Annotated in this window: 14 protein-coding genes; 7 read left to right on the top strand and 7 right to left on the bottom strand. The window is 58.2% G+C overall.

From position 1 onward, the window contains the following. Nucleotides 1–92 precede the first annotated feature (92 nt). The 4 genes from ACMWJS_RS09705 to qseB all read right to left on the bottom strand — a co-directional run bounded on the left by ACMWJS_RS09705 (nt 93) and on the right by qseB (nt 3,131). On the bottom strand, nt 93–407 hold the full coding sequence (locus tag ACMWJS_RS09705; protein WP_008502984.1) for a putative quinol monooxygenase: 315 nt from the start codon (nt 405–407) through the stop codon (nt 93–95). Between the two features lie 31 nt (nt 408–438). Then, nucleotides 439–1,020, bottom strand: a complete 582-nt coding sequence (locus tag ACMWJS_RS09700) for an NAD(P)H-dependent oxidoreductase (RefSeq protein WP_024906501.1) — start codon at nt 1,018–1,020, stop codon at nt 439–441. Between the two features lie 105 nt (nt 1,021–1,125). After that, the gene (gene qseC / locus ACMWJS_RS09695; RefSeq protein WP_325818832.1) at nt 1,126–2,475 is read right to left on the bottom strand and encodes a quorum sensing histidine kinase QseC; all 1,350 of its coding nucleotides are present in this window, start codon (nt 2,473–2,475) and stop codon (nt 1,126–1,128) included. Continuing rightward, entirely contained in the window at nt 2,472–3,131 is a 660-nt protein-coding gene (qseB, locus tag ACMWJS_RS09690; RefSeq protein WP_414746994.1) for a quorum sensing response regulator transcription factor QseB, read from the bottom strand. Before qseB ends, qseC begins: the two co-directional genes overlap by 4 nt. Nucleotides 3,132–3,269: 138 nt before the next feature. On the opposite strand from qseB, the gene ACMWJS_RS09685 reads away from it, so the two are divergent. The 6 genes from ACMWJS_RS09685 (at nt 3,270) to ACMWJS_RS09660 (ending at nt 11,243) form a co-directional block, all read left to right on the top strand. After that, a complete protein-coding gene (locus tag ACMWJS_RS09685; protein ID WP_252077733.1) occupies nt 3,270–3,671 on the top strand; it encodes a YgiW/YdeI family stress tolerance OB fold protein in 402 nt (133 codons plus the stop codon). Nucleotides 3,672–3,789: 118 nt separating this feature from the next. Continuing rightward, nucleotides 3,790–6,048: a DNA topoisomerase IV subunit A gene (parC, locus tag ACMWJS_RS09680; RefSeq protein WP_045909972.1), complete on the top strand. Its 2,259-nt coding sequence runs from the start codon at nt 3,790–3,792 to the stop codon at nt 6,046–6,048. A gap of 163 nt (nt 6,049–6,211) precedes the next feature. Then, nucleotides 6,212–6,949 carry a 1-acylglycerol-3-phosphate O-acyltransferase gene (gene plsC, locus ACMWJS_RS09675; protein ID WP_414746993.1) on the top strand — a complete coding sequence of 246 codons (738 nt, stop codon included), beginning with the start codon at nt 6,212–6,214 and terminating at the stop codon, nt 6,947–6,949. A gap of 58 nt (nt 6,950–7,007) precedes the next feature. After that, nucleotides 7,008–8,420, top strand: coding sequence for a cell division protein FtsP (ftsP, locus tag ACMWJS_RS09670; protein ID WP_045909971.1), 1,413 nt, complete (start codon nt 7,008–7,010; stop codon nt 8,418–8,420). A 131-nt stretch (nt 8,421–8,551) separates the two neighbouring features. Continuing rightward, nucleotides 8,552–10,726 (top strand): YgiQ family radical SAM protein, encoded by a 2,175-nt coding sequence (locus ACMWJS_RS09665; protein ID WP_414746992.1) that lies wholly within the window; start codon nt 8,552–8,554, stop codon nt 10,724–10,726. 115 nt (nt 10,727–10,841) lie between these two features. Continuing rightward, nucleotides 10,842–11,243, top strand: a complete 402-nt coding sequence (locus tag ACMWJS_RS09660) for a carboxypeptidase-like regulatory domain-containing protein (RefSeq protein WP_025912494.1) — start codon at nt 10,842–10,844, stop codon at nt 11,241–11,243. A 41-nt stretch (nt 11,244–11,284) separates the two neighbouring features. Here ACMWJS_RS09660 and dkgA read toward each other — a convergent pair whose 3' ends face one another. Together dkgA and yqhD are read right to left on the bottom strand one after the other, a co-directional pair. Next, entirely contained in the window at nt 11,285–12,112 is an 828-nt protein-coding gene (dkgA, locus tag ACMWJS_RS09655; protein ID WP_048029017.1) for a 2,5-didehydrogluconate reductase DkgA, read from the bottom strand. A 105-nt stretch (nt 12,113–12,217) separates the two neighbouring features. Further along, nucleotides 12,218–13,381: an alcohol dehydrogenase gene (gene yqhD, locus ACMWJS_RS09650; RefSeq protein WP_024906510.1), complete on the bottom strand. Its 1,164-nt coding sequence runs from the start codon at nt 13,379–13,381 to the stop codon at nt 12,218–12,220. A 194-nt stretch (nt 13,382–13,575) separates the two neighbouring features. Between yqhD and ACMWJS_RS09645 the strand changes: the two genes are divergently transcribed. Then, on the top strand, nt 13,576–14,475 hold the full coding sequence (locus tag ACMWJS_RS09645) for an AraC family transcriptional regulator (RefSeq protein WP_045909966.1): 900 nt from the start codon (nt 13,576–13,578) through the stop codon (nt 14,473–14,475). 48 nt (nt 14,476–14,523) lie between these two features. Here the strand turns inward: ACMWJS_RS09645 and yghB are convergent, their stop codons facing one another. Beyond that, nucleotides 14,524–15,183 (bottom strand): DedA family general envelope maintenance protein YghB, encoded by a 660-nt coding sequence (yghB, locus tag ACMWJS_RS09640; RefSeq protein WP_024906512.1) that lies wholly within the window; start codon nt 15,181–15,183, stop codon nt 14,524–14,526. Nucleotides 15,184–15,290: the final 107 nt, after the last annotated feature.

Genomic DNA, 15,290 nt, shown 5'->3' with positions numbered 1-15,290 from the left:
AACAAAGCCCGGTGGCGCTAGCGCTTACCGGGCCTACGGTTCAGGTTTTGTTGGCCGGGTAAACGCAGTGCCACCCGGCAAATTCCACGAACTTAAACCCCTTGCTCCAGGATGCGGATGTGGGTTTCCAGCACGTCACCCTTCACCGCGTCGCTCCACGCTTTCATGTGCGCGGTCTGCAGATGCGCTTCAAGATGCGCGACGGTTTCCCACTGCTCAACCATGATGATCGAGTCTGGCGCGGTTGCCTGGAAGCTGGCGTCAGTGGCGGCATCCACCATCGGCGCGTAGCCGTGGCAGCCTTCTTCTTTCAGTACGGTCGGGATAATTTTCGCGAACTGATCCAGCACCGCCTGGCGGTGATGTTGACCTGGACGAGTACGGATTTCTGCGATAACGGTAAGCATGTTTACTACTCCTTTAATTCCAGGCTACCAGTTAAGCAAAAATTTTCGCGAGATGCTTGCGATATTCTGCGATATAGCTCGGGACATCAGGCATTTTAATCACGTCGTTGACGATAAAGGTCGGCAGCGGATCCATGCCCAGGAACTGATTCGCCTTGTGGAACGGCAGGTACGCGCCGTCCACGCCCACGCCTTCGAAGAACTGATCTTTCTCGGTGAAGGCTTCCAGCGGGGCGTTCCAGGTCAGTGACAGCATATATTTTTTGCCCTGAATCAGGCCGCCTGAACCGTATTTTTTGGACGCGTCAGAGCGGGTGCGGCCATCGCTGGCATACAGAGAGCCATGACCTTCGGTGAACACGTCGTCCATGTATTTTTTCACGGTCCACGGCGCGCCCATCCACCAGCCTGGCATCTGCCAGATCACCACGTCAGCCCACAGGAAGTTCTGCACTTCGGCCTTCACGTCGTAGTTACTGTCTGCACGCACGACCTTAACATCATGCCCGGCGTCGCGCAGGAAACCATCCGCGACCTCGGTCAGGGTGTCATTCAACTGGCCTTTAGAGTGCGCAAATTCTTTTGCACCGTTAATAATCAGAATGTTGCTCATTTTTTGTCCTCGGTGATGAGAGTATGCCGGGTATTCTACGCGCGAGGACGGAGCGGAAAAATGAGCAAAATGTGCAAAGTCTTTTGCTGGAGATGCAATAATCCGCTACCAGCTAACCTTCACCTCAAAGCCGCCTTCCGCCGCATTGCTCAGCGAGACGCGCATCCCATGGAGCGCGGCAATGCGCCTGACGATAGAGAGTCCCAGCCCGCTGCCCGTGGCGTTCTGGCCCGGTGGACGATAAAAACGCTCGCCGATGCGCGTCAGCACCTCGGGGTCAACGCCGGGACCGTTGTCGCGCACGCTAAAGCTACGCGCGTCCAGCGTAACGTCCACCACGCTGCCGCGCGGACTGTAGCGGATGGCATTGTCCAGCAGGTTGCGCACCAGCAGGCTGAGTAGCAGGGGCTGTCCCTGACGCTTGACCTGCGGGGCATGGTTGTTGAGGCGAATATCAATCCCTGCCTGCTGCGCCGGATGCCAGATATCCAGCACCGCCGACTGCAGTAAATCGGCAAGCGTTATCGGTTCGACATCGTCCAGGTTGTCCAGCGAGTCCAGACGCGACAGCGTGAGGAGTTGGTCCACCAGCCGGGAAGCGCGGTCGATGCCCGCATGCAGCTGCGCCAGCGCTCTTTCCCGCGCCTGCGGATCGTCCTGCGAGAGCTGCGCCACGTCAGTTTGCACCTTCAGGGCCGCCAGCGGGCTGCGCAGCTCATGGGCCGCGTCGGACGTAAATCGGCGCTCGCGCGTCATCATCTCCTGGGTACGCGCGAAGAGGTGATTCAGCGAGTCGAGCAGGGGGCGCACTTCCGTGGGGACGCCATGAAGCACAAGCGCCTCGGTCGCATCCGGCGAGCGAGAGCGCAGGGTCTGCGCCAGCTTTTTCAGCGGCCTCAGCTCCCGGCTCAGGAGGAGAATTAGCAAGAGCAGCATCACGGGCAGCGCCACCAGCCAGGGCGTGAGCTGCGAGCTGACCACGTCCAGCGCCATATCCTGGCGGTACTCCCACTCCTGACCGACCACCACGCGGTACTTCCCGTCGGGTGAGGTCAGCCACAGGAAACGCCATTCGTCGTTGTCGTCCTGGAGCTGCCCGTTAGCAAACCCGTCGCGGCGATAGTGATACGGAATATCGCGCCCGTTCTCGCCGTCGTTCAGCAGCATTTTGCCGTCGACGGCGTAAATGGCAAAAGCCAGCGCGTCGTCATCGAGACGGCCATGCTTTACTTTTTTCGGGATCTCGCGCATCCGTTCGGGGGCGCGGATCTCGTCAAGATCCATCGTCAGCAGCCGTTTGGCAAACAGCATCTGCTGCGTGTCGAAGAGCTTATCCAGCTTGTGGGTGGTCTGCTGCCAGGCCACCAGGCTGGCGGCAAACCATGCTGTCAGGGAGAGCGCTAAAAAGAGAAGCGTTAAGCGCAGCTTCAGGCTCAGGCGTTGCGTCAGCTTCATGCGTCACCCAAGGTATAGCCGATGCCGTGCACGGTGCGGATAAATTCGCTGCCAAGCTTGCGGCGCAGGTGATGAACGTGGACTTCTACCGCGTTGCTGGAGACGTCGTCATCCCAGGTATACAGTTTTTCCTCAATCGTCTTGCGAGGGAGCACGCGGCCTGCATTGCGCATCAGCAGTTCCAGCAGCGCGAACTCTTTCGGCTTCAGCGTCAGCGGCTCACCGTCCAGCGCGGCGACGAGTCGGGTCGGATCGAGCGTAACCTTGCCGTGGCGTAGTTCGCTATGCGTCTGGCCGTGGCTGCGGCGGACCAGCGCCTCAAGGCGGGCGCCCACTTCAATCAGCGCGAACGGCTTGCAGAGATAATCATCCGCGCCAAGACGCAGCCCCTCCACGCGCTGGTTAAGCGCATCCCGCGCGGTCAGGATCAATACCGGCTCGCTGCGCCCGCTTTCGCGCCACGCGCGCAGGATGTCCAGACCGTCGATTTCCGGCAGCGTCAGATCCAGCACCACGGCATCATAGGGCGCAGACGCGAGCGCGGCCTGACCGGTTTTGCCGTCGGTAAACCAGTCCACGCTAAAGCCCATTTTGCTTAAACCCGCCCTGATACCGTCGCCGATTAACGTGTCGTCTTCTACCAGTAAAATGCGCATATTCCCTCCTTGATGTCGTCAGTAAACCCTCTGTAAGCGCCTGCTGTACAGCAATAATAAATAAATTTTTCCCTTAAGAAGTTGTTAAGGATTACCCTGTTTAATGGACTGCGAAACCAGATTAAAGGGAGAGTTAATATGAAAAAATTCGCTGCTATTGCCGCCATCATGATGATGACCACTGCCCCCGTTTTTGCCGCGCAGAGCGGATTTAACGGCCCGTCTGCCGCACAGACCCAGACCCAAACGCAGGCAGGCGGTTTTGTCGATAATGACGCCAACCTCACCACCGCGGTGAAGGTAAAAGAGATGAAGGACGACAGCTGGGTGAAGCTGCGCGGGAACATCACCCAGCGCCTGTCCGATGACCGCTACACCTTCCGCGATGAGACCGGCACGGTGAACGTGGAAATTGACCACAAGCGCTGGAACGGCGTGACCGTCAGCCCTCAGGATAAAGTGGAAATCCAGGGCAAGGTCGATAAAGAGTGGAACGATTTTGAAATCGACGTGAAGCAGGTCATTAAGCTGAACAAATAACCCGGAAAGGGCCGCATAAGCGGCCCTTTTTCTTTGTGACTCAACTCGTCAGATAGGGTAGTATCTGCGGCAATATTGCCTGAAACCCTTCGGTTTCTGAGTTGAGGAATCACACGTAATGAGCGATATGGCAGAGCGCCTCGCGCTACATGAATTCACGGAAAACGCCTACCTGAACTACTCCATGTACGTCATCATGGACAGGGCGTTGCCGTTTATCGGGGATGGCCTGAAGCCCGTTCAGCGCCGCATCGTGTATGCGATGTCCGAACTGGGGCTGAACGCCACCGCCAAGTTCAAGAAATCCGCCCGTACCGTCGGTGACGTGCTGGGTAAATACCATCCGCACGGCGACAGCGCCTGTTATGAAGCGATGGTGCTGATGGCCCAGCCGTTCTCTTACCGCTACCCGCTGGTGGATGGTCAGGGGAACTGGGGTGCGCCGGACGATCCGAAATCCTTCGCGGCGATGCGTTATACCGAATCCCGCCTCTCTAAATATGCCGAAGTGCTGCTGGGCGAGCTGGGGCAGGGGACCGTTGACTGGGTACCGAACTTCGACGGTACGCTGCAGGAGCCGAAGATGCTGCCTGCGCGTCTGCCGAACATCCTGCTGAACGGCACCACCGGGATTGCGGTCGGTATGGCGACGGACATTCCGCCGCACAACCTGCGTGAAGTGGCGAAAGCCGCCATCACCCTGATTGAGCAGCCGAAAGCCTCGCTCGACGATCTGCTGGATATCGTGCAGGGTCCGGATTTCCCGACCGAAGCCGAAATCATCACCTCGCGCGCGGAAATCCGCAAAATCTACCAGAACGGTCGCGGCTCCGTACGCATGCGTGCGGTGTGGAATAAAGAAGACGGCGCCGTGGTCATCACCGCGCTGCCGCATCAGGTTTCCGGTGCCAAAGTGCTGGAGCAGATCGCCTCCCAGATGCGCAATAAAAAGCTGCCGATGGTCGACGACCTGCGCGACGAATCGGACCACGAGAACCCGACCCGTCTGGTGATCGTGCCGCGCTCCAACCGCGTGGACATGGAGCAGGTGATGAACCACCTGTTTGCCACCACCGATCTGGAAAAAAGCTATCGCATCAACCTGAACATGATCGGTCTCGACGGACGCCCGGCGGTGAAAAACCTTCTGGAGATCCTCACCGAATGGCTGACGTTCCGCCGCGATACGGTACGCCGTCGTCTGAACCATCGTCTCGAGAAAGTGCTTAAGCGTCTGCATATCCTTGAAGGTTTGCTGGTGGCGTTCCTCAATATCGACGAGGTGATTGAGATCATCCGTACCGAGGACGAGCCGAAGCCCGCCCTGATGTCGCGCTTTGGCATCAGCGAAACCCAGGCCGAAGCGATCCTCGAGCTGAAGCTGCGCCATCTCGCCAAACTGGAAGAGATGAAGATCCGCGGCGAGCAGAACGAGCTGGAAAAAGAGCGCGATCAGCTGCAGGCGATCCTCGCGTCCGAACGCAAGATGAACACCCTGCTGAAGAAAGAGCTGCAGGCCGATGCCGACGCGTTTGGCGACGACCGTCGTTCTCCGCTGCACGAGCGCGAAGAAGCGAAGGCGATGAACGAGCACGACATGCAGCCGTCCGAGCCGGTGACCATTGTCCTGTCGCAGAGCGGCTGGGTGCGCAGCGCCAAAGGCCACGATATCGACGCGCCGGGGCTCAGCTACAAAGCGGGCGACAGCTTCAAAGCGGCGGTGAAAGGCAAGAGCAACCAGCCGGTAGCGTTTATCGACTCCACCGGGCGCAGCTACGCCATTGACCCGATCACGCTGCCTTCCGCGCGTGGGCAGGGCGAGCCGCTCACCGGCAAGCTGACGCTGCCGCCGGGCGCGACGGTTGACCATATGCTGATGGAAGCCGATGACCAGAAGTTGCTGCTGGCGTCTGATGCGGGCTACGGCTTTATCTGTACCTTCAACGATCTGGTTTCCCGCAACCGTGCCGGTAAGGCGCTGATTAGCCTGCCGGACAACGCTCACGTGATGGCACCGCTGGTGATCGAGAACGAAAGCGACATGCTGCTGGCGATCACCACCGCCGGACGTATGCTGATGTTCCCGGTCAGCGATCTGCCTGAGCTGTCAAAAGGCAAGGGCAACAAGATCATCAACATCCCGTCGGCGGAGGCCGCGAAAGGCGAAGATGGCCTGGCGCACCTCTTCCTGCTGCCGCCGCAGAGCACGCTGACCATTCACGTCGGCAAGCGCAAAATCAAGCTTCGTCCGGAAGAGCTGCAGAAGGTGGTGGGTGAGCGCGGTCGCCGCGGTTCGCTGATGCGCGGTCTGCAGCGTATCGATCGCGTGGAGATAGACTCTCCTGCACGCAGCGCTGCGGGTGACAGCGAAGAGTAATGTCGTGATATCCCCCTCTGTTCGGAGGGGGAATTTCAATAAAATTTCCCGTAAAATCGTTGTTAATTCGTGCGTTGCGATTAACAATACGCGCTCGTAATAAAGTCCTTACCTGGCCACAGGTGAAGTATAATTGTCAGCTGTTAGGGCTTCAGAGGTCGCTATGCTATATATTGTTCGTCTTATTCTTACCGTTATCTACTGCATTCTGGTCTGTATTTTCGGCTCTATTTATTGCCTGCTCAGCCCGCGTAATCCGAAGCATGTCGCCACCTTTGGCCATATGTTCGGGCGCCTTGCGCCGCTGTTTGGTCTGAAAGTTGAAAAACGTCTGCCGGAAGGGGCGGAGAATTTCGGTAACGCCATCTATATCGCCAACCATCAGAACAACTACGATATGGTGACGGCCTCTAATATCGTGCTTCCACCGACCGTGACGGTGGGCAAAAAAAGCCTGCTGTGGATCCCGTTTTTTGGTCAGCTGTACTGGCTTACTGGTAACCTGCTGATTGACCGTAATAACCGTGCAAAAGCGCACAGCACCATTGCAGAAGTGGTGAATCATTTTAAAAAGCGTCGGATCTCAATCTGGATGTTCCCGGAAGGGACGCGTAGCCGCGGCCGCGGCCTGCTGCCGTTTAAAACCGGTGCGTTTCATGCCGCAATTGCGGCAGGTGTTCCAATTATTCCTGTGTGCGTTTCCAATACTTCGAATAAGATTAATCTTAACCGCCTGAATAACGGGCTGGTGATTGTCGAAATGCTGCCACCCGTCGATACCAGCAAATACGGTAAAGATCAGGTGCGCGAGCTGGCTGCGCACTGCCGTGATCTGATGGCTGAGCATATTGCGCTGCTCGACAAAGAAGTCGCAGAGAGAGAAGCCGCCGGTAAGATTTAATCCGGCGTTGAAGGGAAAACGAATTCCCGCGTTGTTAGTCGTTTCAGATGGAGCTTATATGTCACTCAGTCGGCGTCAGTTTATTCAGGCTTCGGGGATCGCCCTTTGTGCGGGTGCGATGCCGCTGACAGCCAGCGCCGCCGGGCAGCAACAGCCGCTGCCTATTCCGCCACTCATTGAATCCCGTCGCGGTCAGCCGCTTTTCCTGACGCTGCAGCGCAGCCACTGGTCCTTTACCCAGGGGACGCGTGCGCCGGTCTGGGGCATTAACGGACGTTACCTTGGGCCGACCATACGCGTGTGGAATGGCGATGACGTTAAGCTCATCTACAGTAACCGTACCCCTGAAAATGTCGCCATGACCATCAGCGGCCTGCAGGTGCCTGGCCCGCTGATTGGCGGCGCGGCGCGCATGATGTCACCCAGTGCCGACTGGGCGCCCGTTCTGCCGATTCGCCAGAGTGCGGCAACCCTGTGGTATCACGCCAACACGCCTAACCGCACGGCGCAGCAGGTCTATAACGGCCTGGCCGGCATGTGGCTGGTGGAAGATGAAGTCAGCAAATCCCTGCCGATCCCGAACCACTACGGCGTGGATGACTTCCCGATTATCATCCAGGACAAACGTCTGGATAATTTCGGCACGCCGGAATACAGCGAGCCGGGCAGCGGTGGCTTCGTCGGCGATACGCTGCTGGTTAACGGCGCGCAGAGCCCGTATGTCGAAGTGTCCCGTGGCTGGGTGCGCCTGCGCCTGCTCAACGCGTCTAACTCGCGCCGCTATCAGCTGCAGATGAGCGATGGCCGTCCGCTGCACGTCATATCCGGCGATCAGGGCTTTTTACCGGCGCCGGTGTCCGTCAAACAGCTGGCGCTCGCGCCGGGTGAGCGTCGCGAAATTCTCATTGATATGACCAACGGGGATGAAGTCTCTGTCACCTGCGGTGAAGCGGCCAGCATTGTCGACCGCATTCGCGGGTTCTTTGAACCGTCGAGCATACTTGTCTCCACCCTGGTGCTGACCCTGCGTCCAACCGGTCTGCTGCCGCTGGTGACCGACAGCCTGCCCATGCGTCTGCTGCCGCAGGAGATCATGAGCGGCTCGCCGGTGCGCAGCCGTGATATCAGTCTGGGCGACGACCCGGGCATCAACGGCGCGCTATGGGACGTCAACCGCATTGACATCACCGCGCAGCAGGGCACCTGGGAGCGCTGGACGGTGCGTTCAGATATGCCGCAGTCGTTCCATATTGAAGGGGTGTCGTTCCTGATCCGCAACGTCAACGGCGCGATGCCGTTCCCGGAGGATCGCGGCTGGAAAGATACCGTCTGGGTGGACGGTCAGGTTGAGCTGCTCGTCTACTACGGCCAGCCTTCGTGGCCGCACTTCCCGTTCCTGTTCCACAGCCAGACGCTGGAGATGATGGACAGGGGGTCGGTGGGTCAAATGCTGGTCAACCCGGCACCGTAAATTGCTTTTCTCCCTCTCCCTGTGGGAGAGGGGTGGGGTGAGGGCAACAGCCCGCATAATACCCCTTCATTTCCCACAATGATCCAGCGTATAATCCCCGCCCTTTTGTCTATTTTTTCTTCGGAAGCATTATGAGCGCAATTTCCCTGATCCAGCCGGATCGTGACCTCTTCTCCTGGCCCCAGTACTGGGCGGCCTGCTTTGGACCGGCGCCGTTCCTGCCGATGTCCCGGGAAGAGATGGACCAACTGGGCTGGGACAGCTGCGACATCATTCTGGTCACGGGCGATGCCTACGTTGACCACCCGAGCTTTGGCATGGCCATCTGTGGCCGTATGCTTGAAGCGCAGGGCTTCCGCGTGGGGATCATCTCCCAGCCTGACTGGAACAGCAAAGACGACTTTATGCGTCTGGGTAAACCCAACCTGTTCTTCGGCGTGACCGCAGGCAACATGGACTCGATGATCAACCGCTATACTGCCGACCGTAAGCTGCGTCATGACGACGCCTACACGCCGGATAACGTGGCGGGCAAACGTCCGGACCGCGCGACCCTCGTCTATACCCAGCGCTGCAAAGAAGCCTGGAAAGACGTCCCGGTGATCCTGGGCGGCATTGAGGCGAGCCTGCGCCGTACCGCGCACTACGATTACTGGTCTGATACTGTGCGCCGCTCGGTGCTGGTGGATTCCAAAGCCGACATGCTGATTTACGGAAACGGCGAGCGTCCGCTGGTGGAAGTGGCGCACCGTCTGTCGCAGGGCGAGCCGGTGAGCAGCATCCGCGACGTGCGCAATACCGCGCTCATGGTAAAAGAGGCGCTGCCGGGCTGGCGCGGCGTGGATTCCCGCATCATCGATATGCCGGGCAAAATCGACCCGATCCCACACCCGTATGGCGACGATCTGCCGTGTGCGGATAACAAACCGGTAGAGCCAAAGAAAGCGGAAGCGAAGGCTATCGTCGTGCAGCCGCCGCGCCCGAAGCCATGGGAAAAGACCTACGTGCTGCTGCCGTCCTATGAGAAGGTGAAAGCCGACAAGGTGCTCTACGCCCATGCGTCCCGTATTCTGCACCATGAAACCAACCCGGGTTGCGCCCGCGCGCTGATGCAGAAGCACGGCGAGCGCTTTATCTGGATCAACCCGCCGGCCATCCCGCTCTCCACCGAAGAGATGGACAGCGTCTTTGCGCTGCCGTACAAGCGCGTGCCGCACCCGGCGTATGGCAACGCCCGTATCCCGGCGTATGAGATGATCCGCTTCTCGATCAACATCATGCGCGGCTGCTTCGGCGGGTGCTCCTTCTGCTCCATTACCGAGCACGAGGGGCGCATCATTCAGAGCCGTTCGGAAGAGTCGATCATCAACGAGATCGAAGCCATTCGCGACACGGTGCCGGGCTTTACCGGTGTGATTTCCGATCTTGGCGGTCCAACCGCGAACATGTATATGCTGCGCTGCAAGTCGCCGCGTGCGGAGCAAACCTGCCGCCGTCTCTCCTGCGTCTATCCGAGCATTTGCGAGCACATGGATACCAACCACGAGCCAACGATTAACCTCTACCGACGCGCGCGCGATCTGAAGGGCATCAAGAAGATCCTCATCGCGTCCGGGGTACGTTATGACATTGCCGTGGAAGATCCGCGCTACATCAAAGAGCTGGCGACGCACCACGTCGGCGGCTATCTGAAGATTGCGCCGGAGCATACCGAAGAAGGCCCGCTGTCGAAGATGATGAAGCCGGGCATGGGCAGCTATGACCGCTTTAAAGAGCTGTTCGACACCTACTCGAAGCAGGCGGGCAAAGAGCAGTATCTGATCCCGTACTTCATCTCCGCGCACCCGGGCACGCGTGATGAGGACATGGTCAACCTGGCGCTGTGGCTGAAGCAGCGCCGCTTCCGCCTGGATCAGGTGCAGAACTTCTATCCGTCACCGCTCGCTAACTCGACGACCATGTATTACACCGGCAAGAACCCGCTGAGTAAGATTGGCTACAAGAGTGAAGAGGTGGTGGTGCCGAAAGGGGACAAACAGCGTCGTCTGCACAAAGCGCTGCTGCGTTACCACGATCCGAAAAACTGGCCGCTGATCCGCCAGGCGCTGGAAGAGATGGGTAAAAAACATCTGATCGGCTCGCGCCGCGACTGTCTGGTACCGGCCCCGACGCTGGAGGAGATGCGCGAAGCGCGTCGCCAGAACCGCAATACGCGCCCGGCGCTGACCAAGCACACGCCGATTATGCATCAGCGTTCGAACGGTGGAGCGGGAATGAAGAAGAACGTAAAACGTAAGATCGGTTAAACCTGTAACAAAGCCCGGTGGCGCTAGCGCTTACCGGGCCTACAGGTCAGCGCGTAGGCCGGGTAAGGCGCAGCCGCCACCCGGCTTTTTTCTGCATAAGGGTAGGAGGCCCAAAATGAAAATTAGGAAGTTAACAGGAGCGATGCTGATTGGCCTTACGTTATGCGGTTGTGTAATGCACCGCCAGACACAGCCAGAAGTGGAAGGACGTCTAATCGACAGCGCAGGTAAGCCAGTCCCGGGCGCTAAAATAACATTAGAGAGGGAGCAAACGCTTTCTGACGACAACGGTCGTTTTGCTTTTCAGAGCCAGCATGAGTGGATCTTTTTTCTGCCAATAGGTCCGATGGACTGGATTTATCACACCCCGCTCCAGATAAGCGTCAACGGAAAGGAATATGGTGCAGAAGTAGGCGGCGGTCTCGGTGGGCCACATAAACTGGAAGGGAAAGCGTACAACGTTATTTGCACATTACCTGATCTTCCCGGAGAAGCGAGATGTCAGTCCGGTTTATAAATTAAAACGAGCCCGGCGGAAGACCGGGCTCGTTTTAAGTATTATCCGCCAAACTGATCCGGGTCTGGCCCAAGCCGCATGCCCTTATCCAGCTTCGCAATCTCGCCCAGCTCATCTTTGTCCAGCCGGAAATCCCAGACGTCGAAGTTCTCGGCGATGCGCGATGGCGTGACCGATTTCGGGATCACCACCAGGCCGTTGTCCAGATGCCAGCGAATGACGATTTGCGCCGGGCTTTTGCCGTATTTATCCGCCAGTTCGCGGATAATTTTTTGATCGAACACGCCCTGGCCACCCTGCGCCAGCGGACTCCAGGACTCGGTCTGGATTTTATGCGTGGCGTTCCAGGCATGAAGCTGCCGCTGCTGCAGCAGCGGATGCAGCTCGATCTGGTTAATGACGGGCGCGACGCCCGTCTCGTCAATCAGCCGCTGCAGGTGATGAACCTGGAAGTTACAGACGCCGATACTTTTCACCAGCCCCTCTTTCTGCAGTTCAATCATCCCTTTCCAGGCATCAACGTAATGGTCGATGGCCGGAACCGGCCAGTGCATCAGATACAGGTCGACGAAATCGAGCTGGAGTTTCTCCAGGCTCTCCTGCAGGGCTTCGCGGGGACGTTTTTGATCGTCATTCCACAGTTTCGTGGTGATGAACAACTCATCGCGAGGGACACCAGCGCTGGCCAGTGCGGTACCTACGCCGTCCTCGTTTTTGTACGCGGCGGCGGTGTCAATCGACCGGTAGCCGACTTCCAGGGCTTTATGAATGGCGGAGACGACCTCGTCGTTACCGGCTTTCCATACACCTAGCCCCAACTGGGGCATCACGTTGCCGTCCTGCAGCTTGATTACGGTTTGGTTTGCCATTTTTCCTCCTTCAGGTGCGCATCGCCGGAGGGAGACTCCGGCGATGGGGTGTGCATTAAGTCTGGACGAAATGTCAAAAAACGAAAGTCGGGGGGACAAAAACGCTTAGCGTGCCGCCTCGTAAATACGACGGCTGACGTCCAGCGTGATGTCGCCGTGCTCGCCCAGATGGGTCATGCCGTGCTCTTCAAGTTTCGCCAGCAGGGCAGGGATGGAGCTGCCGTCCAGGCCGTAGCCAGACAGACGCGTTGGCACGCCCAGACCTTCAAAGAAGCTGCGGGTTGCTTCGATGGCAGCATCAATGCGCGCGTCGTCAGAACCCTCGGTAATGTTCCACACGCGCTCGGCGTACTGCAGCAGCTTGGCGCGTTTGGTGTCGCGTTTTTCGTTCCACAGTGCAGGCAGCACAACGGCCAGCGTTTGCGCATGATCCAGACCGTGCATCGCCGTCAGCTCGTGGCCCAGCATGTGGGTCGCCCAGTCCTGCGGCACACCAGCGCCGATCAGGCCATTCAGCGCCTGTGTAGCCGCCCACATCACGTTGGCGCGAACGTCGTAGTTTTCCGGCTCTTTCAGCGCTTTCGGACCCTCTTCGACGAGCGTCAGCAGAATGCCTTCCGCGAAGCGATCCTGAATTTTGGCATTCACCGGATACGTGACGTACTGCTCAACGGTATGTACAAAGGCATCGACCACGCCGTTCGCCACCTGACGCGCTGGCAGGGTATAGGTGTAAACCGGATCCAGAATGGCGAACACTGGCTGAACGTGTTCGTTCATGAAGGCCTGCTTGTCACCGGTGGTTTTACGGGAGATCACCGCGCCCTTATTGGATTCAGAACCCGTCGCTGGCAGGGTCAGCACGGATCCCATCGGGATGGCGCTTTTGATGTCGCTGCCGCGGGTTTCCAGGATGTGCCACGGATCGATGCCGTCAGCGTAGTGCGCCGCAGCGGCGATGAATTTAGTACCGTCCAGCACGGAGCCGCCGCCGACCGCCAGCAGGAAGGTGATGTTTTCTTCGCGGGCGATTTTTACCGCATTCATCAGCGTTTCGTAGGACGGGTTTGGCTCAATGCCGCCGAACTCACGCACGTCCAGACCGTCCAGCGCGCTGTAAACTTGATCCAGCACGCCGGTTTTTTTCACGCTGCCGCCACCGTAGGTGATCAGCACGCGGGCGTCAGCAGGGATCTGTGCGCGCAGGTCAGCGATAGCGTCTTTACCAAACAGAATGCGGGTTGGGGTGTGGAGATTAAAGTTGTTCATTGCTCGTTCCCTTTAGTGGGTGAAAAACCGTGGTGCGCAGAGGGCGACCTGATGCTGCTCATTGTGGCTATCCGGGGCTACGCCCTCAATGCACATTCCTGCCGATGTCTTGCCCATTTCTACAGAGCGCTGGAGAAAGCGCGGAAAACAACGCACACTGTCAACGTCGAAAACCGTACCCGGAGTAACGCAAGATGAACCGTGAGGCTATCTGCCAGCAGCTCACTGTGCAGATTAAGAGATTGATAGATAATGAAAATCGTGCCAGCGAGTTGCTGCCGGATATTCGCCTGCTCTATGGCACGCAGCCGGGGACGCGCACGCCGGTCATGTACCAGCCGGGCATCGTTTTTCTCTTCTCAGGCCATAAAATTGGCTATATCAACGAGCGCGTGTTCCGCTACGACACCAATGAATATCTGCTTCTGACAGTACCTTTACCCTTTGAATGTGAAACCTTCGCGACAGAGGCGGTTCCGCTGGCGGGTATTCGCGTCAATGTCGACATCCTTCAGCTGCAGGAGCTGCTGATGGAGATTGGCGAAGATGAACTCTTCCAGCCTTCGATGGCCTCAAGCGGGATTAACTCGGCGACGCTGTCGGAAGAGATCCTCTGCGCCATTGAGCGTCTGCTGGATGTGATGGAGAGGCCGCTGGACGCGCGCATTCTGGGCAAGCAGATCGTCCGCGAGATCCTCTACCACGTGCTGCTGGGCCCGGGCGGCGGCGCGTTACTCGCTCTGGTGAGCCGACAGACCCACTTCAGCCTGATAAGCCGCGTGCTCAAGCGTATCGAAAGCCAATACACGGAGAACCTCAGCGTCGACCAGCTGGCGGCGGAAGCGAACATGAGCGTCTCGGCGTTTCACCATAACTTTAAATCGGTAACCAGCACCTCGCCGCTGCAGTACCTCAAAACCTACCGGCTGCATAAGGCGCGGATGCTGATGATCCACGACGGCATGAAGGCCAGCGCGGCGGCGATGCGGGTGGGCTATGAAAGTGCCTCGCAGTTCAGTCGGGAGTTTAAGCGCTATTTCGGCGTCACGCCGGGAGAGGATGCGTCACGTATTAGAACGATGCAGGGAGTCTGACGAAAAACGTAGGCCGGGTAAGCGATAGCGCCACCCGGCTTTGTTGAATTATGCGCTGCAGTACTTCTTCTTAATCACTACCGCGATGGTTCCCACCAGACCCGCCACCAGCAGGAACATCGGCAGCACCATCAGGAAGGTCATCACCTGATCTTCGTGGTGTTTCACGAAGGGGATCATATTCAGCGCGTAGCCGAGCGTTGTGACCACGCCAACCCACAGCAGGGCGCTCAGCCAGTTGAAGAACTGGAAGCGGCGGTTCGACAGACCGGAAATGCCCGCCATCGTCGGCAGAAGGGTGCGAACGAACGCGAGGAAACGTCCGGCCAGCAGCGCCAGCAGGCCGTGCCGGTCAAACATACAGGTCGCGCGCTGATGATATTTATGCGGCAGCTGCGCCAGCCAGCTTTTGACGACGCGCGTGTTCCCCAGCCAGCGGCCCTGCAGATAGCTCAGCCAGCAGCCCAGGCTGGCAGCGGAGGTCAGGATAACCATCGTTGGTGTGAAGTCCATGACGCCTTTACCGATTAACGCCCCGGCAAGTAAAAGCAGGCTGTCACCGGGTAAAAACGAGGCTGGCAGTAATCCATTTTCCAGAAACAGAGTTGCGAACATCACGAAATAGACGATACCGACGACGTGAGGATCCGCCAGCGCGGCAAAATCGTGGTGCCAGAGCGCCGCGATAATATCTTGAATAACAGCCATGGACTTTCCTGTGGAACAGCAGATATAGCGCTATTGTACTCCCTTATTTGCCCGTCGGGTTTGATCCCGGGCGCAACTCATGCAGACTTTTCCGCTTGCGGTGTCCA

Origin of the sequence: Enterobacter sp. HK-058-C-ECC, from assembly GCF_047531125.1 — a bacterium.
GTDB classification, from domain to species: Bacteria; Pseudomonadota; Gammaproteobacteria; order Enterobacterales; family Enterobacteriaceae; genus Enterobacter; species Enterobacter quasiroggenkampii.
This window is presented reverse-complemented; position numbering and strand designations above follow the sequence as displayed.